Origin of the sequence: Gemmiger qucibialis, assembly GCF_027689445.1 — a bacterium.
Taxonomy (GTDB): domain Bacteria; phylum Bacillota; class Clostridia; order Oscillospirales; family Ruminococcaceae; genus Gemmiger; species Gemmiger qucibialis.
In genome coordinates, this window is the sequence record NZ_JAQFEN010000003.1 from 114,034 (window position 1) to 134,193 (window position 20,160).

The 20,160-nt window shown below is 56.2% G+C and carries 17 protein-coding genes; all 17 read right to left on the reverse strand.

The window, feature by feature from the left end; translation table 11 throughout:
* Window positions 1-27: 27 nt before the first annotated feature.
* On the reverse strand, window positions 28-1,872 hold the full coding sequence (locus PG062_RS07085; RefSeq protein WP_270751739.1) for an HAD family hydrolase: 1,845 nt from the start codon (window positions 1,870-1,872) through the stop codon (window positions 28-30).
* Complete coding sequence (locus PG062_RS07090) at window positions 1,869-2,762, reverse strand: glycosyltransferase family 2 protein (protein ID WP_270751740.1); 894 nt, start codon at window positions 2,760-2,762, stop codon at window positions 1,869-1,871. Before PG062_RS07090 ends, PG062_RS07085 begins: the two co-directional genes overlap by 4 nt.
* Window positions 2,759-3,532, reverse strand: a complete 774-nt coding sequence (locus tag PG062_RS07095; protein WP_270751741.1) for a DUF4422 domain-containing protein — start codon at window positions 3,530-3,532, stop codon at window positions 2,759-2,761. Before PG062_RS07095 ends, PG062_RS07090 begins: the two co-directional genes overlap by 4 nt.
* A 290-nt stretch (window positions 3,533-3,822) precedes the next feature.
* Complete coding sequence (locus PG062_RS07100) at window positions 3,823-5,715, reverse strand: ABC-F family ATP-binding cassette domain-containing protein (protein ID WP_270751742.1); 1,893 nt, start codon at window positions 5,713-5,715, stop codon at window positions 3,823-3,825.
* Window positions 5,716-6,160: 445 nt separating this feature from the next.
* On the reverse strand, window positions 6,161-6,910 hold the full coding sequence (locus PG062_RS07105; protein WP_114000215.1) for a YjjG family noncanonical pyrimidine nucleotidase: 750 nt from the start codon (window positions 6,908-6,910) through the stop codon (window positions 6,161-6,163).
* A 70-nt stretch (window positions 6,911-6,980) separates the two neighbouring features.
* Window positions 6,981-7,136 carry a hypothetical protein gene (locus PG062_RS07110; protein ID WP_270751743.1) on the reverse strand — a complete coding sequence of 52 codons (156 nt, stop codon included), beginning with the start codon at window positions 7,134-7,136 and terminating at the stop codon, window positions 6,981-6,983.
* A 53-nt stretch (window positions 7,137-7,189) separates the two neighbouring features.
* Entirely contained in the window at window positions 7,190-8,893 is a 1,704-nt protein-coding gene (locus tag PG062_RS07115; RefSeq protein ID WP_270751744.1) for a GDSL-type esterase/lipase family protein, read from the reverse strand.
* 101 nt (window positions 8,894-8,994) lie between these two features.
* Window positions 8,995-9,639 (reverse strand): HAD hydrolase-like protein, encoded by a 645-nt coding sequence (locus PG062_RS07120; RefSeq protein ID WP_270751745.1) that lies wholly within the window; start codon window positions 9,637-9,639, stop codon window positions 8,995-8,997.
* A 437-nt stretch (window positions 9,640-10,076) separates the two neighbouring features.
* Window positions 10,077-10,862: an ABC transporter ATP-binding protein gene (locus PG062_RS07125; RefSeq protein ID WP_270751746.1), complete on the reverse strand. Its 786-nt coding sequence runs from the start codon at window positions 10,860-10,862 to the stop codon at window positions 10,077-10,079.
* Entirely contained in the window at window positions 10,855-11,757 is a 903-nt protein-coding gene (locus PG062_RS07130; RefSeq protein ID WP_333559394.1) for an ABC transporter permease, read from the reverse strand. Before PG062_RS07130 ends, PG062_RS07125 begins: the two co-directional genes overlap by 8 nt.
* A gap of 158 nt (window positions 11,758-11,915) precedes the next feature.
* Window positions 11,916-12,953, reverse strand: a complete 1,038-nt coding sequence (locus PG062_RS07135; protein ID WP_270751748.1) for an ABC transporter substrate-binding protein — start codon at window positions 12,951-12,953, stop codon at window positions 11,916-11,918.
* A 331-nt stretch (window positions 12,954-13,284) separates the two neighbouring features.
* Window positions 13,285-13,785, reverse strand: coding sequence for a PTS sugar transporter subunit IIA (locus tag PG062_RS07140; RefSeq protein WP_114000209.1), 501 nt, complete (start codon window positions 13,783-13,785; stop codon window positions 13,285-13,287).
* Complete coding sequence (locus tag PG062_RS07145; RefSeq protein WP_270751749.1) at window positions 13,782-14,609, reverse strand: HAD family hydrolase; 828 nt, start codon at window positions 14,607-14,609, stop codon at window positions 13,782-13,784. Before PG062_RS07145 ends, PG062_RS07140 begins: the two co-directional genes overlap by 4 nt.
* Window positions 14,593-15,531 carry an RluA family pseudouridine synthase gene (locus PG062_RS07150; protein ID WP_270751750.1) on the reverse strand — a complete coding sequence of 313 codons (939 nt, stop codon included), beginning with the start codon at window positions 15,529-15,531 and terminating at the stop codon, window positions 14,593-14,595. The genes PG062_RS07145 and PG062_RS07150 overlap by 17 nt, the downstream gene beginning before the upstream one ends.
* Window positions 15,518-16,021: a signal peptidase II gene (gene lspA, locus PG062_RS07155; protein ID WP_270751751.1), complete on the reverse strand. Its 504-nt coding sequence runs from the start codon at window positions 16,019-16,021 to the stop codon at window positions 15,518-15,520. Before lspA ends, PG062_RS07150 begins: the two co-directional genes overlap by 14 nt.
* Window positions 16,022-16,211: 190 nt before the next feature.
* Window positions 16,212-18,983, reverse strand: coding sequence for an isoleucine--tRNA ligase (gene ileS, locus PG062_RS07160; RefSeq protein ID WP_270751752.1), 2,772 nt, complete (start codon window positions 18,981-18,983; stop codon window positions 16,212-16,214).
* A gap of 144 nt (window positions 18,984-19,127) precedes the next feature.
* Entirely contained in the window at window positions 19,128-20,102 is a 975-nt protein-coding gene (locus PG062_RS07165) for a DivIVA domain-containing protein (protein WP_270751753.1), read from the reverse strand.
* Window positions 20,103-20,160 lie beyond the last annotated feature (58 nt).

Sequence of the window (20,160 nt, forward strand, 5' to 3'; positions counted from 1 at the left end):
GTTTATATTCTATCTCCATTTTAATGCTTACTTTTTATGTTTCAGTGCAGCGTACACCTTGCCGTATGGCAGCGGCACGCCAAACAGGCGCTGCAAAAACGCAGGTTTCCAGCGCGCCTGGGCAAGGTCCCGTTTCAGCTGTGCCGGGGCGTGCAGATAGGCGCCCCAGCTGGCTGGGGCAGCCAGCTTCCAGCTGCCGCCGTCCTCCACGGTGATCTCACCCAGGGTGCGCACCTCCTGCATGCGGGGGGCCTGCACCATCTGCAAAAACGCTGCGATGCAGGTTTGCGGCGGAATTTGCACTTCCCGCAGCGGGCCAGCCTGCCAGCGCTGAACAAAAGCCCTCATGCCCTGCCAGAGCGGCGCGGTGATTGCCCTGTTATCTGCACCCGCCTGCCCGATTTCCGGCACCATCTGCCCGGCCTGTGCGTGGTATCCCACCGTGGAGCCGCATGGCTCGGAGAGCAGAACTTCCAGCATGGGCTGGCCCACCCAGTACCACAGGGGGGCTGGGCAGCCGTCAAACAAAAATGTTTTGGCGCGCTCCGGCGGCAGGTTCTGGTGCAGGCGCGCATCGCAGGCAAGGTAACAGCCATACAGCTGGGTGTGCAGCAACTCTTCCAGCACACGCTGGGTGGTTCCGCCGCTGCCGATATCCACCAGCAGCACCGGGCTATCCGTCAAGCCCGCCTGTTCCAGATATGCTCTTGCCTGCTCTGCCCGCCTGCGCAGCGGCTCCCCTTCCGGCAACTTGCTGTGGGCCGCAAGGGCCAGCAGCATCTCTTTGGTGCGGCACGGCAAGGGGCGGGTGCGCAGGTCATAGGTTTTGGTGGTGTGTCCCTTCGGGGAATCAAAGCCAAGATAGGCGGCGATCTGCCGCTGGGTCAGCTGCTGGCGCGGCAGGGTATCCGCCAAAAGTGCCAACGCCTGCTCATTCATTGGGCATTGCAGCAGGGCGGGCAGAAGGCTTTGGCGGGATACTTTCAGGTAAAAGGTTTCTTCTTCTGGGTACAGCAGCTGGTACACCTGGCGCACCAGGTACATATCCCGCGCCAGGAATACAAGCTTTGCCCCCGGTATAGCCGCGCGCTGCCCATGCAGCCAGGTGGCAAAGCCAACCGCCAGCGGGCCAAGCAGCTCTGCCCCCAGCGCAGCACTGGGATTTAGATTCTGGCAGCAGTTTTGCAAGGTGGCAATTGCGGCACCACCTACGGCATCCGCCGGGGTTTTGGTGTATGGCAGCGGGGTTGGCTGCGGCAGCAAAAAGCAGCGGATACCCGCCAGCGCTGCCCCGGCAAAATCCGCGCGGGGGCTATCCCCCACAAACAAGACTTCCGCCGGGCGCAAGGCAGTTTGCTGCAAAAAAAGCTTGAACAGCTTACCGCTGCGCTTTTGCACCCCGTACTCGCAGGAAACGAACACTCCATCCAGAAAATCCAGCCCGCATTTTTGCAGCATGGCTTCGATCTGCTCTTTAGGCAGATACATATCCGAAACCGCATATACCTTTTGCCCGCGGGCATGGCAGGCCGCAGCGGCTTGGGCTACCGGTCGGTTGGGGGCAATCATAGCCAGTTCCGCTGCGCACTCTGCAGCGGGGTCAGTACCCCGCAAGGCAGGATGTGCATAAATTTCGGCCAGCGTCACCTCGCGGCCAAGGGTCTGGCGGGTTTCTGCCTCTGCGGCAGCGCGCGCCCCGGCAAAGCCGAGAGCCGCCTGATGGGTAACTTCCATCAGGGCGAACAGATCCGCCGGGTGGGCGCAATCCCGCTTGAGCAAGGTATCAAAAATATCAAAAGCAACCGCTTTGTACCCCTTTGCCGCATGCAGCAGGCGCAAGGTCAGGCAGTTTGTGTTTGGTGTATTGTTCATTGCTCCTGTGTGGGTAAGCCCTGTACGGTTGGGTGAAAGTTGACTCCAGCAAAAAATCCGCGCCAGATAATGCCCAGCCTCTTACATTTTTGCGGGCCGTGGCGCAGCACCTGAACGCTGTGCCAGGCATCTTTGGCAATCAGCCACAGCCAGCCACGCAGCCCCTCCCGCCGATAAAGCACCACATCATTGCGGTAAAAGTAGCGGTAGCGGGGCCAGCGATCCGGGGTATCGGTGGCAATGTTGACAACCGTGGCGTTCTGCATTGCATGCACCACCCGGCTGGCGGGAATTACATAGCACGGCATGCTGCGGGAGATACGGCGGGTATACTCCCAATCGTCCGACCAGATAAAAAATTCTGCAATGGGCAGGCCAAAGCGCTGCACTGTGCTGCTGCGCAAAAACAGCGAAACAAAGCTGGCCATAACCGCGGGCTGCCGCGGCCCGGCAAAGCTTGCCAAATCTTTGTACGGCGTGCTGCGCTGCAGGTTCATGGGCTGGTCTTTACCGTCCGGCGCCAGTGCGCGGGAGGAAAGCCAGCCGTACTGCCCGTCCAGTTCGGCATCCGCCAGCAGCAGCTGCTGCAGGGCATCCGGTTCCGGCAGGCAGTCATCATCCATAATCCACAGATACTCTGCCCCGGAACACGCTGCCTGCTGGATGCCGCAGGCAAAGCCGCCCGCACCACCCAGGTTTTTGCCGGTATTATAATAGTGCATGGTTGGCAGGTTCAGCTGCGCCACCAGTTCGGCCGTGCCGTCCGTACTGGCATTATCGATCACCCACAGTTCCGGCACACCGGCCGTTTGGGTACACAAAGCCCGCAGGCAGCGCTGCAGCATTGCCTTGCGGTTATACGTTACAATAACCGCTGCCGTGCGTTTCATTTGTGAGCCTCCTTGTGGGGGAAGAACTTGCGGTTCAAAAAGGCCATCCCCTTGCGCAGCCAATGCTGGCTTTCCATATATACAACGTCAAGCTCTTCATAGGCGATGTTGTTGGTGATCAGCCAGGCATCCAGCAGGCGCTCGCTCACAAAGCCGAACACCCGCTTATCATTGGTGGAATAGCTGCTGATATCCAGCTCTTTTTCCAGCTCAAACAAAATATCGAACAGCCAGGTGCAGTAGTGCTGCAGCAGTTCCTTTTTCATCACGAACATATTGAAGTGATGGCCGTGTGTTTTGGACATGTAGGTGTCATACGCCGGCAGATACTCCGGGCATTTGCGCTCGATGATGGCGCGGGTCACCCGCAGGTCCTGTTCATGGTGGGCGTGGATATACTGGGTATAATTGGTTTCAATAAAATAGTGGCGCTCTTTAGGCAGCACAACATTGGTGGTGGCCAAAATAGCGTTGAGTTCCTCGTGGCCGATGACCCGACGCTTTTTGCGCTCAAAACGGTGCAGGCGGCTGGCAAAGTAACGGCGGTAATGCACGATGCCGATATAATCGGAATCCAGGTTTTTGGCCGCCCAGTACAGGCCCGTCAGCTCGCAGAAATTGCCGTTGCGCTCTGAAATATTTTCACCGGTATCGTCCCCGATGTAGCCAATGCCGGGGTGGATGGCATGACCCATCTGTACCGGCAGGTACATGGGGTCTTCCGGTATCCAGTACGGTTTATGTGTTGCTATGATGATCGTTGTCTGCAAAGTGTATTCCCTGCCTGTTTCTTACTGCTACGCATGGTTAGCAAAAAAGCGCAGCGTGTTTTACTCCAGCCGGCAAAGCACCGGCACACATGCAAAATAGCTGGCGGTGGATGATGCAGCGCACCTGCCCAGCCGCACAAGCCCATTATCAAAAATAGTATACCGCTTTTTATCAGGAAAGCAAGTTACAGTTTCATTACTGTTTCTAATGTTTCTCATTTTTTGCAGCCGGATCTGCCACAAAAAGGGCCTCCGGGCCGGTGTGCCAGATGCAGCGCTCAACGCGTTTTTCAGGAATCACTTTCTGCATCCATGCGGTCCTGTTCCTCTGCCAGCTTTTCCCACTCGTCATACAGTTCCTGCTGGTGGAAGCGGGAATCATCCAGTTCATCGCACTTATCCCGCAAAAGCAGGTGGTCGCGCAGAACCTCCGGGTCGTTGATCTCGTTTTCCAGCTCAACAATATGGGCGCCAAGCTCTTCGATCTCGGTTTCCAGCGCTTTCAGGCGGGTGCGCACCTCGGCACGCCGGCGGCGCTGCTCCTTGCCATAGCCTGCCTTCTGGGGCTTATCCTCCTGCTTGGCGGGTTCCGGCTGTTTGGAAGTATCGCGGTCATGCAGCTTCTGGAAGTTCTGGTAGAAAGTCGCCTTGCCATCTTCCAGGTACAGGATCGGGCAGCCGAGTGTCTGCATCAGGTAGCGGTCATGGGTGACCAGCAGCAGGGTACCCGTGTAGGCAGACAGCGCATCGGTCAACGTTTCGCGCATGAAAATATCCAGGTGGTTGGTGGGTTCGTCCAAAAACATCAGGTTCGGGCGTTCCAGGGCCAGCTCCGCAAAGCGCAGGCGGGCCATCTCACCGCCGGAAAGGGTGGCGCAGTCCTTGAACACTTCCTCGCCGCGGTAGCCGAACCTGGCCAGGTGGCTGCGCACTTCCAGCTCGGTAAAGCGGGGGTACTGGTTCCAGATGGCATCGATCACGCGGCCTGCGCGGCGGGTCTGCTGCTGCACAAAGATACCGGGCTTGGCACCGGTGCCCAGCCGCACCATACCGCCGGAGGGGCGGCGCTTACCGTCCAATACCTGCAGCAGGGTGGATTTACCGGTGCCGTTGGGGCCCGCAATAATCAGCTTGTCCCCACGGTGGACGACATAATCCAGTGCTTCCAACAGGGTGCGTTCCCCAATGCGGATAGTTAAGCCTTTCATGATGACCAACTCATCATACGGCTCAATATCATACTCAAAGCGGAAATTCAGCTGGTGGGCTTCCGCCTGGGGTGCTTCGGTGATTTCCAGCTTTTCCAGCTGTTTGCGGCGGCTCTGGGCCATTTTGGTGGTGGAAGCGCGCACCAGGTTACGGTCAATATAATCCTGCAGCTTGGCCGCCTTTTCCACATCGGCATCATGCTGTTTTTGCAGGCGCTCGTCCGCTGCTTCGCGCTGGGGCAGGTAGGCGGAGTAGTTGCCGCGGTAGGTGGTGATGGTTTTGCCGCGCAGCTCCCAGATACGGGTACAGACAGAATCCAGGAAGTAGCGGTCATGGCTGACCACCAGCACTGCGCCGCGGTAGGCTTTCAGATAGGTTTCCAGCCAGTCCATCGTTTCCAGATCCAAATGGTTGGTGGGTTCGTCCAGAATCAGAATGTCCGGGCGTTCCAACAGCAAGCGGGCCAAGCGCAGGCGGGTCTGCTCGCCGCCGGAAAGCACCCCGGCCTTTTTCTTCCAGGTATCTGCCGGGAAGCCCATGCCGTTGAGCACCTTTTTGATCTGGGTATCCATATTATAGGCATCCATGGCATCGATCACTGCGTTGCAGGCTGTGATCTTATCCGTAATAGTCGTGTTGTGGAGGTCAGCTGCCAGCTGCTTTTGCAGGGTCTCCAGCTCCGCCATGGCGTCAAGCGCAGGCTGGAACGCAAGGCGCATGGTTTCGTAAACGTCTTTCTCCGGGTCAAGATGACCCGTCTGTTCCAGGTAGCCGCAGGTTGCCCCCGCCGCAAAGGCAGCGTCACCGGCATCGGGCAGGCTTTCGCCGCACAGCACACGCAGGAGCGTGGTTTTGCCGGTGCCGTTTGCACCAATAATACCAATGCGGTCGCCGCGTTCCACACTGGCTGTTACATGTTTTAAGACCTCGTGCTCGCCAAAGCTTTTGCCAAGGTCCTGCAGTTCGATCAGCATAATTTCACACCTTATCGTATCCCTGGCCACTAGGGTGTATCAGAAAAGTCGAAAATATAGTCTATGGCAACACCGCACAATTCCCGCCTTACGACTTAAGCACCGCTCCGGCGGCTGCGGCACTGCATCTGCGTTGCCAAAATGCTCGATAAGACATCCAGTATTATCTGCGCTTTTGGCTTAGCATCTGCCGCACCTCGCTCGCCGTATCGGCACTTAGAATTATGCGGTATTGCCCTATTTCTACAAACACAGCAGGATTTTGCATTAAAAAGCCTTAAATCCTGCTTGTATTTGCGAAATATCCGTCATGCTCTTTGTTTTCAGATTCACATTAAAGCAGCAGCCAGTTTGTTTTACTCTTCCACCAAAGGGCGCATCAAACCCGAAAATGTGCCGCTGCTCAGTTCTTTACCCCGGCAGCGGCACATTCCATTGGCCTGTTTCAGCCCTCGTTCATATGCCGACGGTTGCGCACGCCGACATTTTCCAGTTCTTCCGGCTCCATTACAATGCGGTAGAGTTCTTCATAGCTGTGCACCGTATATTTGGGCTGGATGCCAGTTTTATTTTCCTCGTTGGCAAAGTTGACCCAGCAGGTATCGATCCCCGCGTTGATACCGCCCTTGATATCGGCCAGCAGGTCGTCCCCCACCATCAGCACACGGCTGCGGTTGGTCAACCCCAGGTCCCGGATGGCATAGTCCAGCAGCTTGGGCGAAGGCTTTGCCGCACCCACTTTTTCCGAGATATACACACCATCCATAAAGCGGCCAATGCCGGATGCCGCAATGCGGGATTCCTGTACCTGGGTAGCACCGTTGGAAACGATTGCCAGGGTAGCAACTTCGCCCAGTTCTTCCAGAGCGGTCAGCGCACCGGGCATCAGATCCGCATGGTTGGCCAGCTCGTTCTCATAAAAGTCGTTCATCTCGCGGGCGTTGCCGGCTTCCGGTGTGCCAAGAGCCTGCATCACGCGGCCAAACCGCACCGCAAACAGCTTGCTGCGGTTCAGCTCGCCTTTGGCAAGGCTGTCCCACAGCTGGCGGTTGATCTGGTGGTAGGTTTCCAATGCTTCGGGGCCGTTGGGCATGCCGTAATGCTCTAACGTAATGCCGACCGCAGCACGCTCTGCTGCGTTAAAATCCAGCAGGGTGTTATCCACATCCAGTAAAAGACAAGTATAATTTGCCATAGATTTATTCCTTTTTTCCGGTCTATTCTTGCCGGATATCTGCCGGGGTGCCGCCCTGCCGCCAAAACAATTACTCCGTGTGCTGTGCTTCCGTCCGTTCATCGTCCGTCAGCGCATCGTCAAGGGGCTGGCCCCAGTCAAAATCATAGTTTTCCACACTGCCGTCGGTCACATCGTTCTGGCCGTTATCCGGCTGATAGCCAGCCTCGCAGTCAAAGACAAACATGTGATCACCTCCCGGCTTATGCTATGCCGGGGGCAGGCGCTGTGTGACTGCAATCAGTTTCCGCCGCCAAAGGGGAAGAACGGGAACTGTTCGCCCGAATCACTTGGTTCCGGGGTTACCGTGGGGTCCGAAAGGGGTTCCGTTACGTTGATGACAAGCTCTGCATACTGACCATTGTTGGCAGCACGCACGGTATAGCTGCCAACGGTATCCGCGCTGAACTGCACATTATCGCCGGTTGCACTCCACTGCGGCTTCTGGGCGCAGGTCCAGGTGGTATCCCCCGAAGGATTGCTTACGTTGGCCTGCAGCGTTGTGGTACTGCCTGCCGGCATAGAGCTGACACCGGTGATGCTGACGGTGGTAGCCGGTGCCTGCACATGCACCATCAGTTCCTGCGAAGTATAGGTATCGTTGACTTCCAGCCCGGCCTTGATGCGGTAATCTCCGGTGGCATTCGGCGTAAAGGTATAACTGGCGCCATTCTGCATCATGTCATCGTTGACCGACCACTGCACACCGCTGTTATCATAGCTCTTACCGCCCAAGGTGACACTGGCGTTGATGGTCAGGGATTCACCCTGCTTGATGGTGCTTTCGCCCTGATCCAGGGTGATCTGCACACGGGCATCGTTGAACATTGCCGTCACGGAAATATCCTTGGTCGCGCTGTCCACACGGGTAGCGGTGGCCAGGTCATCGCTCCACTTATAGAACGTATAGCCGTCTGCCGCCACAGCGGTAATGGTCACAGTCTGCTTTTCGGCTGCGTCCATTTCGATGGAAGTTACGCCGCTCTGGCCATTGCCCTGCAGGGTGCCCTTGCCTTCTTCCACCAAGTATTGCAATTTGAACGTTGTAGGGGTCGCCGAAGGCGTGGGCTCCGTGGCGGCTGCGCTGCCGCCAGCCTGCTCAGTACGCTGCGGAATATCATCCGTGTTGGGGCGGGTATCCGCAGTATCGTAAGCATGATTGCGCAGGTAGTTCAGCACCACATTCGCGCCGGATGTGCTGAAGCCATTCTGTTTGTTGTTCAAATAGGATGCTTCGGCATAGCCGCTGTTGCTGTCTTTCAGTGCTTCGGCCAAGTTCAGGTATTTATAGCCTTCATCATTGCACATCTTGGCCAATTCCTGGTTGAACTGGTCGATCATCAGCTGCGTTTTGGCGGCATCAGATGCATTTTTTGCCACAGGCGGAATGGCACAGACAATGACATCGCAGTACTGGTACGCACCGGTAATTGCGATGACAGCCTGCTTATAGTTACGGGCAAAATTATCGTAGGAAAGGCTGCCGTCCAGATCGTTGCTGCCCAGCAGCATGACCACGCGGCGGGGTTTCATTTTGGATACCGCCTGCGGGACGGTATAGGCGCTGGAATCCCCCGCAAAGTAAACGCAGGCATCGTTCAGCAATGAGCTGACGGTCAGGCCGTCCTTGCCTGCAAACTGATCCAGCGTGATGACTTTATCGTCATACAGGGACTTGGCAAACTGATCCCCCACAAACAGCGTGGAGGAGACATAATCGGTGCCTGCATCAGAGGTTTTGGCCAGCACGGACCCCAGCGAAGTATCCAGCGGATAGGCCTGCGGGTCATAGCGGCCGCTGCCGCCCAGCGACAGCTTGCCCGGCAAAACCCAGGATGCAATAAATGTAAGGATGACAGCCAGCACACATACTGCCAGAACAGCACATGCCTTGCGCTGGGTTGGGCTGAAGGATGCCCGGCTGCCGGATGTTTTGCGGCTCATAATGTTCGTTTCTCCCTTTGTTCCTTATGTAGGATGCGCCCGCGGGCCGGGTTGGTTCCGGCGGCGGGCTGTGCCCGGCAGCGCTTTGCACCGCGCGGGGTTCAGCCCAGAATATACTGGGTCAGTTCTTCACAATTTTGCGCCAGCAGCACCGGATTCCAGGGTTCCATTTCTTCCCTGCTACCATAGCCGTACAGCACGGCAGCAGCGGGCAGCTGGTTGTTGACTGCGCCCTGCATATCATCCTGGCGGTCCCCCACCATCAGGATGCGTTTGCCCGCCAGGCGTGGGTCCTGCAGCACAAGGCGGATCACATCCGTCTTGTTGTCCACACTTTCGTCCATGCTGGCCCCGCCAATGCGGTCAAAATAGTCAAACAGCCCCTGCTCTTTCAGGATGGGTGTTACAACTTCGACCGGTTTGCAGGTTGCCGTTGCCATGTACAGCCCGGCATCTTTCAGGGTATCCATCATCTGACGCACCCCGGGGAACAGGCTGCACTGGTGGCTGCCAACTTCCTCGTAATGCACGCGGTAATACTCCACGGCCTGCTCCACCTCGGCATCCGTTGCAAAGTGCTGGGCAAAGCTCCAGCGCAGCGGAGGGCCAAGGTAGCGGGAACAATCTATCGCATCCGGGTCAAGGCCCATTTTGCGGAACGCATAGGCAAAGCAGTTAAAAATGCCCGGCCGGGAATGGATCAATGTTCCATCAACATCAAATAAAACGGCGTCGTAACGCTGCATCCAAAATACCTCCTGCGGAAAGGCGGTGCTCCCTTTATACAGTCCTGATAACTTCCCATGGCGCTTGTGGCCGCGTTGTCTATGGCTACTCCCCCGGTGTAAAGTACACTCACTTTACATCCATTTCAAGAGCCTTGGCCGCATACCATGCAGAGAAAACAATGAACTTTCCTGGGTTCTTTCTGTTCTCTTTTGGTGTATACGGAATCGAAAACAGACGATCCGATACTCTGCCGTCTGTCAATTCCGTCATAATATACAGTTGTATTATATCATAACTGTCAAGGTTTGAAAATGACTTCACGGAAATTTGATAATTTGCCCCTTCTTTCCTGCTCCAAAAGACAAAAAAGCCGCTGCAAACCGGTAAAATCCGGCCCACAGCGGCAGTTAAATGGTATAAAACTTATCCAAATCCGATCCTGTACGCAATCTTATCAGGAAAGGATCATGCGGTCATTGGCTTCGCCGCCAGCCTGCTCAAAGCGCTGCAGCAGATCCGATACTTCCAACTTTGTCTTTTCTTCGCCGCGCACATCATAAATCACATGGCCTTCGTTCATCATGATCAGGCGGTTGCCATAGCGGATGGCATCGCGCATATTATGGGTGATCATCAGGGTGGTCAGGTGGTTTTCCTGCACGATCTTGTTGGAAATTTCCAGCACCTTGGCGGCGGTCTTGGGGTCCAGGGCTGCGGTGTGCTCGTCCAGCAGCAGTTTGGGCTTTTTCAGGGTCGCCATCAGCAGGGTGACTGCCTGGCGCTGGCCGCCGGAAAGCAGACCGACCTTGCTGGTCATGCGGTCCTCCAGGCCCAAGCCCAGGGTTTTAAGCAGCTCGTGGTACTCGGCATTTTCCTTTTTGGTAATACCAACGCGCAGGGTGCGGCCCGCACCGCGGCGGGCGGCCAGGGCCAGGTTTTCATCAATCTGCATCGTGGCGGCGGTGCCCATCATGGGGTCCTGGAACACACGGCCAATGTAAGCGGCGCGCTTGTGCTCCGGCAGGCGGGTGATATCCTTACCATCAATAATGATCTTGCCCATATCCACCGGCCACACACCGGCAACAGCATTCAGCATGGTGGACTTGCCCGCACCGTTGCCGCCGATTACGGTGACGAAATCGCCGTCCTCCAGCGTCAGGTTCAAATCATTCAGGGCAACCTTCTGGTTGACCGTACCGGGGTTAAAAGTCTTGTAAACGTTTTTGATCTCAAGCATTGCTGCTGCCGCCTTTCTTTACCGCAACGCGGGTGAAGTATTTTGCTTTCCAGTATGGAACCGCAAGGAAGATGGCGACCACGATGGCGCTGAGCATTTTGAGCAGGTCGGTATCGATCTTGAACCAGATGCAGATCTGCATAACAATGTAGTAGATGACGCTGCCGATGCCAACGCTGAGCAGCTTGAGCGCAAAGTTGCGAAAAATCTTGCTGAACACGGCTTCACCGATAACAACGGCAGCCAGACCGATCACGATAGCACCGCGGCCCATCTGGACATCAGCAAAGCCCTGGTACTGGCTGAGCAGCGCACCGGAGAATGCCACCAGACCATTGGAGAGCATCAGGCCCAGCACAATGTTGAAATTAGTGTTGATGCCCTGCGCCCGCGCCATGTTGGCGTTGCAGCCGGTAGCGCGGATGGAGCAGCCAAGCTCGGTGCCGAAGAACCAGTACAAAATAGCGATAACAACCACCATAAGAACGGCCACGATCAGGATGGTATTGCGGTAAAACGGAACGCCTTTGATATAACGCAGGGATACCAGCAGGTCATATTTGTCCACGTTGATAGCCTGATTGGCTTTTCCCATGATTTTCAGGTTGACCGAATATAGGGACAACTGGGTCAAGATACCGGCAAGGATGGCCGGAATGCCCATAAACGTGTGGAACAGGCCGGTCACCAGGCCAGCCAGCAGGCCAGCACCAAACGCCAGCAGCAGGGACAGCCAGACGTTCATGCCGGAAATCATACACATGATGCAGACCGCACCGCCAAGGCCCAAGGTGCCGTCTACCGTCAGGTCGGCAACATCCAGGATGCGGAAGGTAAGGTAAACGCCAATCGCCATAATGGCCCAAATCAGGCCCTGCGCCAATGCGCCCGGCATGGCATTGAACAATGTTGCAATGTTCAAGAGATCGTCAACTCCTCAAAAAAGATATAGTCTTTTTAATTATATCAAAAAATCGCGGGAAAGAAAAGCCTTTTCCGCGATTTTTGTATTAAAGTTACCTGCATCAAATCAAAGCAGGCCGTTCTGGCTGTTTAGCCCTCGTATGCCACATAATCATCTGGGATGGTGATGCCCAGAGCTTCGGCAATGGTCGGGTTGTATTCCTTAGTGAACTCCGGAGCGTACTCAATGGGCATCTCCTCAACCTTGCTTTCGCCGGTCAGGATCTTGGCGGCCATCTTACCGGTAGCAACGCCCAGGTCATAGTAGCTGATGGACAGGGTAGCAACGCCACAGCCGCTCATGATGCCTTCCTCGCCTGCAACGACAGGCACACCGGCGGGCTGGCAGATGTTATTGACGATCTCCGTGTTGTTGGCAACGGTGTTATCGGTGGGAACATAGATCACATCGCTGGCATCGGCAGCGCTCTGGCAGACGGTGGCCAGATCGTTGGAGTCAGAGAATGCGTAATACTCGCAGGTGTAGCCCAGTTCTTCCAAGCTGGCCTTTACGGTATCAACCTGATACTGGCTGTTTGCTTCGGCGCTGCAATACAGCAGACCAACGGTCTTTGCATCGGGGAACAGTTCCTTGATGATTCCTGCCTGCTCATCCAGAGGAGCCAGGTCGCTGGTGCCGGAAATATTGGTGCCGACAAGGCCATCGAAGTCATCAATACCCAGTGCCACGCCGTACTCGGTAACAGAGGTGCCCAGAACCGGGATGGTGTTGGTGCCGGCCTGTGCAGCCTGCAGGGCGGGGGTTGCGTTGGCCAGGATCAGGTCAACATTATCAGAAACAAAGCCATTGATGATGGTGCTGCAGGTGTTGGAATCGCCCTGGGCGTTCTTTTCCTCGAAGGTAACGGCATCGCCGAGCTGCTCGGTCAGGGCATCCTTAAACCCCTGGGTTGCAGCGTCCAAAGCAACGTGCTGCACCAGCTGGCAGATGCCGACCTTGTAGGTCTGGCCGTCAGCAGCGGCGGTATCGGAAGCGGCGGTGGATTCTGCGGCAGAAGAAGCGGTGCTGTCCGCGGCCGATGCAGCAGAGCTTGCTGCAGTGCTGCCACAGGCAGCAAGGGAAACAGCCAGGCAGCCGGCTGTCAAAATAGAAAGTGCTTTTTTCATGGTATCTTCCTCCCAAATCTATGCATCGCTCACCGGCATCCACTATGCTGCATAGCCTTGGGTGGGTGTCCTCTCCGAAAAGCGATTTAGTGATTTAAAGTATAGCATCAATCGTATTCCCTGCAAGATACAATCCGCCAAATCACGGCGCTTTAGAGCACTAAATTTCCACATTTTGCACAATTTTAACAAAAAAGCACACCCTGCGTTCTGCCTTTGGGGCATTCGCACAAGGTGTGCAATATCAATAAGACTTATAAAATGATATTTTTCTCTGTTTCAGCAATTGGGTGCTGGATTGCTTTTGTGTTCCTTGCCGTTTTGGCCTCATTTATGCAAAGATTGCCGCTTCGGTCTGGTTCAGGATGCGGATAAACGCCTCTCGCGTATCCGCCATACGCAGTTTTTCCGTCAGGCGGTGGTCGCTGAGCAGGTTGACAAGGCGAGCCAAAATCAACAGGTGGTCGCTCTGGCGGTCCGGCGGAACCGCAACCATAAAGATCATATCCACCAGCTTGCCGTCCGCTGCGCCCCAGTCCAGCCCACGGGTAAGGGTCAGCGCGGCCAGCCCAAGCGAGGCAACGCCCGCATTGCAGGCATGCGGGATGGCAAGCCCTTCCCCAATGGCGGTGGTGCCGCCCGCGCGTTCACGCTCACACACGGCTTTATAGTAGGCGGTACCGTTGGTGATCACGCCGTTGCTCTCCTGAAGTTCCACCAAGGTTTCCAGCGCCGTCTGCACACTGGGCATCTCGGCATGCAGCATCACACTGTCACGGTTCAGTAAACGGCTGACTCTCAGCTGTGTCTGCTCACTTTCCCTGTGTTTCATACGTCCTCCACCTTGCTGATCAGCTTGTAAAGGAACTCGCCCACCGCGCCGCCGGTGCAGTCGCAGTTGGTCACTTCGTTGGCCGCTGCTTTTACTTCGGACGGCGCATTGGCCACAGCCACGGAATAGCCCGCTTTTTTCATGATTTCGAGATCATTATAATAGTCACCGATCACGATGGTCTTTTTGATGTTCTCGTTCAGGATATGGCAAAGCTCTTCCATTCCGGCTGCTTTGCTGATGCCGGAAGGCATAATTTCCAAGTAGATCTGGTTGGTAGGCAAAAAGTAATTATCCCGGCCAAAGTACCGCGTTTTGGCGTATTGTCCCGCTTTGCGGATCGTTTCCGGATCCCCGGCAAACACCACCTTCAGCCAGCCATCCGGCACATTTTCCAGCGGGCAGGCCACGCTTTCCATGTGTTCATCCACCTGGTGGGCGTGGGTATAGCTGCTGGCGTGAACAACATACATCTCCCCCGCACCGGCCATGACCTCTACACCAATCTTCGGGAATTTTTGCAGCATATCGGCAATGGCGGCAGCGGCCTGTTCCTGATTCAAGCAGGAGCGACGCAGCACACGGTTGGTCTGGAAATCATACAGCAGCGAACCATTGCAGGAGATTGCTGGCAGCGAAAGCTCGATATCGCCCAGCGCCGCGCGGATCGACTCCGGCGGACGGCCGGATGCAACGGTAAAGCGCCCACCCATGGCGGTAAACAACCGGATGACGCTGCGGTTGCAGGCGGGAATGCCCTCCTTTGCAGTCAGCAGGGTGTTATCCATATCACAAAAAACCAGATAATCACTCAAACGCTCCATGGCGGCTTTCCTTTCTCAGACGGCTTAAGTAGTCCTGAAACCAGTCAGGCAGTGAGCTGTCAAACTGCATCCATTCCCCGGTGGTGGGGTGCACAAAGCCAAGCTCCTTGGCGTGCAGGCACTGACCGTTCAGGCTGCGGATACAATTTTTGGGCCCATACACGGCATCCCCAGCCAGCGGGTGGCCAATGGACGCCATATGCACCCGAATTTGATGGGTGCGGCCTGTTTTAAGCTTGCATGCAATGTAAGTAAAGTTGCCGAACCGTTCCAGCACCTGCCAGCCGGTGTAGGCATATTTGGAGTTCTGCTGGGTCACGGCCATCTTTTTGCGATCCTTAGGGTCGCGGCCGATGGGGGCTTCCACAAAGCCGGTATCCTCTTTCAGGTTGCCATACACCACAGCGTGGTACACCCGATGGATAGAATGCACGCTCATCTGTTCGGTCAGTGCCTGGTGGGCGGCATCCGTTTTTGCAACGACCAAAAGGCCGCTGGTATCCTTATCAATGCGATGCACAATGCCGGGGCGGATGGCCCCGCCGATGCCGGACAGCCGCCCCGCACAGTGCCACAGCAGTGCATTGACCATGGTGCCGTCCGGGTTGCCGGGCGCAGGGTGCACCACCATGCCTTTGGGCTTGTTGACCACCAGCAGGCTGTCATCCTCATACACAATGTCCAGCGGAATGTTCTGGGGCTGGGCTTCGATGGGCTGCGGGTCCGGCAGGGTGAGCAGAATCGTCTGCCCGGCTTTCAGCTTATCCTTTTTGTTCAAGGGGCTGCCGTTGCAGGTCACACTGCCCGCTTCGATCAAGTTTTGCAGCTGGCTGCGGGAAAGATCCGGGCACTGTTCCGCCAGCCAGCGGTCCAGCCGCAAGCCAACGCTTTCCGGCGCAAGGATCAGTTCACGCTGTTCCATCTGTGGGCGCACTCCCCTTTTGCTGTTTTGCTTTTTGTTCGCGGCGCATATCCAGCAGCAGGCTGAGGACCAGCAGGCCCACGCCGACACAGATGCAGACATCCGCAAAATTGAACACCGGGAAATTGATGAACAGGCAGTTCAGGTAATCCACCACCACGCCGGTGCGGATACGGTCGATCAGGTTGCCAACACCGCCGCCCACGACCAAAATCCAAGCAGCACGCTCCAAACGCGGCATTTTGCGCAAAAGCAGCATACCGGCCAGCACAGCCAGCATCACACCGGTAACGATCACCAGCAGCGTGCGCTTGCCGCTGAGCATGGAAAACGACATACCATCATTGAGCAGGTAATAAAATTCCAGCACATGCGGGATAAAGGGTTTGCTGCCAACCGGCAGCAGTTCCACGGTGGCCCAAAGTTTGATCAGCTGGTCAACCAGCGTCAGGCCTGCCGCAGCAAGAATGGATAAAATGCCAACCAGCATAAACGCCTCCGTCGTCCGGGCCAATGCAGCGCTGCAACATGCCCTGACAAAAACAGCGGTGCAAAGGCTTGATAAAAGCGCAAAAGCACCGCTGTAAATCATACTATGGCAATACCGCACAGTTCCTGTTTTACAGGCTTAAGCACTGGAACAGCGCTTAACATCATGCGGCATAGCCCTTTATTTGAAATTAACCAAGAACTTTCGCACAGCGCGGGCACAGGCCGTCTTCGCCAACAGCTGTGTCGAACTTCCAGCAGCGCAGGCACTTGTTGCCAGCAGCATGGGCAACGCTCATGCCCAGGCCCTCGGTCAGACCCTTCACGCCGCCTTCGCCCTTGACCAGATCCACATGGGAAACGATCATCAGATCGGCCAGCTCATCCATCGGGATGGCGTTCAGGAAGTCATACATTTCATCGTTGCAGTACAGGGTAACGGCAGCTTCCAGAGAGGAACCGATGGTCTTATCGGCACGGGCCTGCTCTAGAACCTTCTTTACATCGTCACGCACAGCAATGATCTTGGCCCACTTGGCGTCAAAAGCGGCATCCTCATCGCTCTTGGCTTCCGGCATACGCTCCCAGCAGACATACTCCTGCATGCCTTCCAGCTTCGGGATGTAGCTCCAGATTTCCTGGGCGGTGAAGCACAGGATGGGGGCAACCAGCTTGGTGAAGTCAACCAGAATGCGGTACAGCGCAGTCTGGGCGCAGCGGCGTGCGTGCTCGTCCGCGCAGTACAGGCGGTCCTTGATGACGTCCATATAGAAGTTGGACATATCAATGACACAGAAGTTGTAGATTGCGTGGTAAGCGCGGGAGAAATCGTAATTATCGTAAGCGGCACGCACATTGGCGGTCAGGCTGTTGCAGCTCTTGAGTGCCCAGCGGTCGATTTCGAACAGCTGATCCTCGGCAACCATATCCGTGGCAGGGTTGAAATCGCCAATGTTGCCCAGCATAAAGCGGGCGGTGTTGCGCATCTTGCGGTATGCTTCGGACAGCTGCTTGAAGATATTCTTGCCTGCGCGCACATCAACGGTGTAATCGCTGGAAGCAACCCACAGACGAACGATGTCAGCGCCGTAATCGCGGATGATTTCGGACGGCTCCACACCGTTGCCGGCAGATTTGTGCATCTGCTTGCCCTGCTCATCAACGACCCAGCCATGGCACAGAACGCCTTTGTACGGGGCAACGCCCTGGGTGGCAACGCTGGTCAGCAGGCTGGACTGGAACCAGCCGCGGAACTGGTCGGCGCCTTCCATATACAGGTCAGCGGGCCAGTTCAGTTCGGGACGTTCGCGGCAGACTGCGCTCCAGGTAGAGCCAGAGTCGAACCAGACATCCATGATATCGGGATCCTTTTCCCAGTCAGAAGCGCCGCATTCGCAGACCTCAGTCTTGGGCATGATCTCGTTGGCATCGTACTTATACCAGGCATCGGAGCCTTCCTTGCGGAACAGGTCGCTGACAGCCTTGATGGAAGCATCGGTGATGTGGTACTTGCCGCAGTTCTTGCAGTAGAACACCGGGATGGGCACACCCCACACGCGCTGACGGCTGATGCACCAGTCGCTGCGGTCACGCACCATGCCGTGCATACGGTCATGACCCCATGCCGGCTGCCACTTGACTTCGTCAATGGCCTTATAGGCTTCCTCGCGGAACTTATCAATGGAGCAGAACCACTGTTCGGTTGCACGGAAGATGATGGGATGGTGGCAGCGCCAGCAATGCGGGTACTGGTGGGTGATGTGCTGCACGCCCATCAGGTGGCCGGACTGCTTGATGTGCTCCAGAATAACTTTGTTGGCAGCCCAGACCTTAAGGCCTGCAAACTCTTTGCCTGCTTCTTCGGTCAGGTAACCGCCATCGTCCACGGGGACAATAACGGGAACCTGCGGGTAGTGGTTGACGCAGACTTCAAAGTCCTCAACACCGTGGCCAGGTGCGGTATGAACGCAGCCGGTGCCGCCTTCCAGGGTAACGTGGTCACCCAGGATAACCAGGCCCTTGCGGTCCAGGAAGGGGTGCTGATACTGCATCAGCTCAAATTCAGAGCCGAGAACGCGGGGCTCCAGAACCTCGTAATCCTCGATATGGCAGGCTTTCATGGTGGATTCCACCAGACCGGCAGCCATCAGGTGATATTCATCGCCGATTTTGACGAAGGCATACTCCAGGCTGGGGTTCAGGCAGGTTGCCACGTTGGCGGGCAGGGTCCAGGTGGTGGTGGTCCAGATCACGATCCATGCCTTGTCCAGAGGGATACCGTACTTGGCCAGAACACCGTTGGGGTCATCGGTGAGCTTAAAGCGGACATAGATAGAATCGCACTCGTCCTCGGCATACTCGATTTCGGCTTCTGCCAGAGCAGTACGATCCTCCGGGCACCAGTAAACGGCTTTCATGCCCTTGTAGATATAGCCTTTCTTGGCCATCTCGCCAAAGATCTCCACCTGGCGTGCCTCAAATTCGGGGCGCAGGGTCAGGTAGGGGTTGGCGAAATCGCCCTGAACGCCCAGGCGGGCGAACTGGCTGTTCATCACATCAATATGCTCGGTAGCAAACTCTTTGCAGATCTTGCGCAGTTCCAGCTTGGAAATGCCGGCCTTTTTATCGCCCAGAGAGGACAGAGCCTTCAGCTCAATGGGCAGACCGTGGGTATCATAGCCGGGAACATAGGGAGCACAGTAGCCCGACATGTTCTTTTCACGGATGATGATATCCTTGATGATCTTGTTCAGGGCAGTACCCATATGGATATTACCGTTGGCATACGGAGGGCCATCATGCAGAACAAAGCGCGGCAGATCCGCGTTATGTTCGATCATTTTTTCGTAGACGTGGTTTTTCTCCCAATCCTCCAGCATTTTGGGCTCCTTTTTCGGCAGCCCGGCACGCATTTCAAAGGGGGTAGCCATCTTATGGATGGTATCATTGTAATTCTGCGGCAAAGTTTCCAACTCTCCTCTATTTCCTTAATATAGCTGATATGGCGGCTTGTCCAAAGCGCAGTACACCAGGTTGCCCCGGCAGTTCTGCACCGTTCAGGCAGGTCTTAAAATGCTTGGGGTACACGCACGCACAAATGCGGCACCTCAAACATCATAATCAATATCATCAAATGCGTCAAGCTCCGCTTTGGCAGAGCTCTTGGTTTTGCGGGCATTTTTGCCCGTGCTGCGGGCCGAAGCGCCGCGGCTGCGGGAGCCGGATTTCTTGGCGGGCTTTTCCGGCATATCCCCGCCGTAAAGCCCGGCAACGGATGGCATATCATCGTCCGGCAGGATTGGCTTTGTTTTGGGGGCAAAGGCAAATTCTACCGTATCGATCTTTTCCTCGTCCAGCGGCTGGCCAGGGGCAGGTGCCGGAGCCGGAGCCGGCTCTTCGGGCTGGGCGGGTTCTTTCGGCTCAGCCTCGTAATATTCCGGTTCCTCATATGCCGGGTAGCTTTCCTCCGGGGCTGCGGGCTGCGGAGCCGGGACATCCTCCGGGATTGGCTGGTTGGGTTCCGGTTCCGGCTGCGGAGCCGGGGCAGGCTGTTCTACCGGCTGGGGTGCAGGCTGCTGCGGGACTTCCTGCGGTTCCGGTTGCGGCTGCGCGGCCTGCTGTTCTGTACGGTTGGGGTGATACTCCGGAATTTTGGCAATCATTTCGATGTGCTGGCGGTACAGGTCCATCAGGCGCTTTTTGAACGCATCCGCTTCCTGCTTTATTGTCACAAGCTCCTGCTGGGCCAGCTCCACCTCATCGCGGGCGCGCTGTTCACGATCCTCCGCCTTAATGTTGGCGGCACGAATGATCTCGGCAGCTTTCTGCTTGGCTTCCTTGATGACGTTCTCGCCAAGGCGCTGGGCATTGATCATGGTTGTGCTCAGGGTATCTTCGTCGGCACGGTACTGGTCAATGCGCTGGGCCAGTATGACCAGCTTTTTCTGCAGGTCATCATTTTCTGCGGCCAGGCTGTCGATGCTGTCCGCAACCTGTTTGAGGTAATCGTCTACGTCCTCACAACGATAACCGCGCATGGCACGGTCAAAGGTCACGCGGCGCACATCATCCGAAGCAATCATCCAAATTCCTCCTGTTTCGGGTGGCACACACCCGGAATGGTATCCGAAATTTTACCGT

What these genes read in the sequence shown, in the direction of transcription:
- PG062_RS07085 (WP_270751739.1), bottom strand. Translation starts at nt 1,872, where the DNA reads ATGAACAATACACCAAACACAAACTGCCTGACCTTGCGCCTGCTGCAT.
- PG062_RS07090 (WP_270751740.1), bottom strand. Translation starts at nt 2,762, where the DNA reads ATGAAACGCACGGCAGCGGTTATTGTAACGTATAACCGCAAGGCAATG.
- PG062_RS07100 (WP_270751742.1), bottom strand. Translation starts at nt 5,715, where the DNA reads ATGCTGATCGAACTGCAGGACCTTGGCAAAAGCTTTGGCGAGCACGAG.
- PG062_RS07105 (WP_114000215.1), bottom strand. Translation starts at nt 6,910, where the DNA reads ATGGCAAATTATACTTGTCTTTTACTGGATGTGGATAACACCCTGCTG.
- PG062_RS07110 (WP_270751743.1), bottom strand. Translation starts at nt 7,136, where the DNA reads ATGTTTGTCTTTGACTGCGAGGCTGGCTATCAGCCGGATAACGGCCAG.
- PG062_RS07115 (WP_270751744.1), bottom strand. Translation starts at nt 8,893, where the DNA reads ATGAGCCGCAAAACATCCGGCAGCCGGGCATCCTTCAGCCCAACCCAG.
- PG062_RS07120 (WP_270751745.1), bottom strand. Translation starts at nt 9,639, where the DNA reads ATGCAGCGTTACGACGCCGTTTTATTTGATGTTGATGGAACATTGATC.
- PG062_RS07125 (WP_270751746.1), bottom strand. Translation starts at nt 10,862, where the DNA reads ATGCTTGAGATCAAAAACGTTTACAAGACTTTTAACCCCGGTACGGTC.
- PG062_RS07130 (WP_333559394.1), bottom strand. Translation starts at nt 11,757, where the DNA reads ATGCCGGGCGCATTGGCGCAGGGCCTGATTTGGGCCATTATGGCGATT.
- PG062_RS07135 (WP_270751748.1), bottom strand. Translation starts at nt 12,953, where the DNA reads ATGAAAAAAGCACTTTCTATTTTGACAGCCGGCTGCCTGGCTGTTTCC.
- PG062_RS07140 (WP_114000209.1), bottom strand. Translation starts at nt 13,785, where the DNA reads ATGAAACACAGGGAAAGTGAGCAGACACAGCTGAGAGTCAGCCGTTTA.
- PG062_RS07145 (WP_270751749.1), bottom strand. Translation starts at nt 14,609, where the DNA reads ATGGAGCGTTTGAGTGATTATCTGGTTTTTTGTGATATGGATAACACC.
- PG062_RS07150 (WP_270751750.1), bottom strand. Translation starts at nt 15,531, where the DNA reads ATGGAACAGCGTGAACTGATCCTTGCGCCGGAAAGCGTTGGCTTGCGG.
- lspA (WP_270751751.1), bottom strand. Translation starts at nt 16,021, where the DNA reads ATGCTGGTTGGCATTTTATCCATTCTTGCTGCGGCAGGCCTGACGCTG.
- PG062_RS07165 (WP_270751753.1), bottom strand. Translation starts at nt 20,102, where the DNA reads ATGATTGCTTCGGATGATGTGCGCCGCGTGACCTTTGACCGTGCCATG.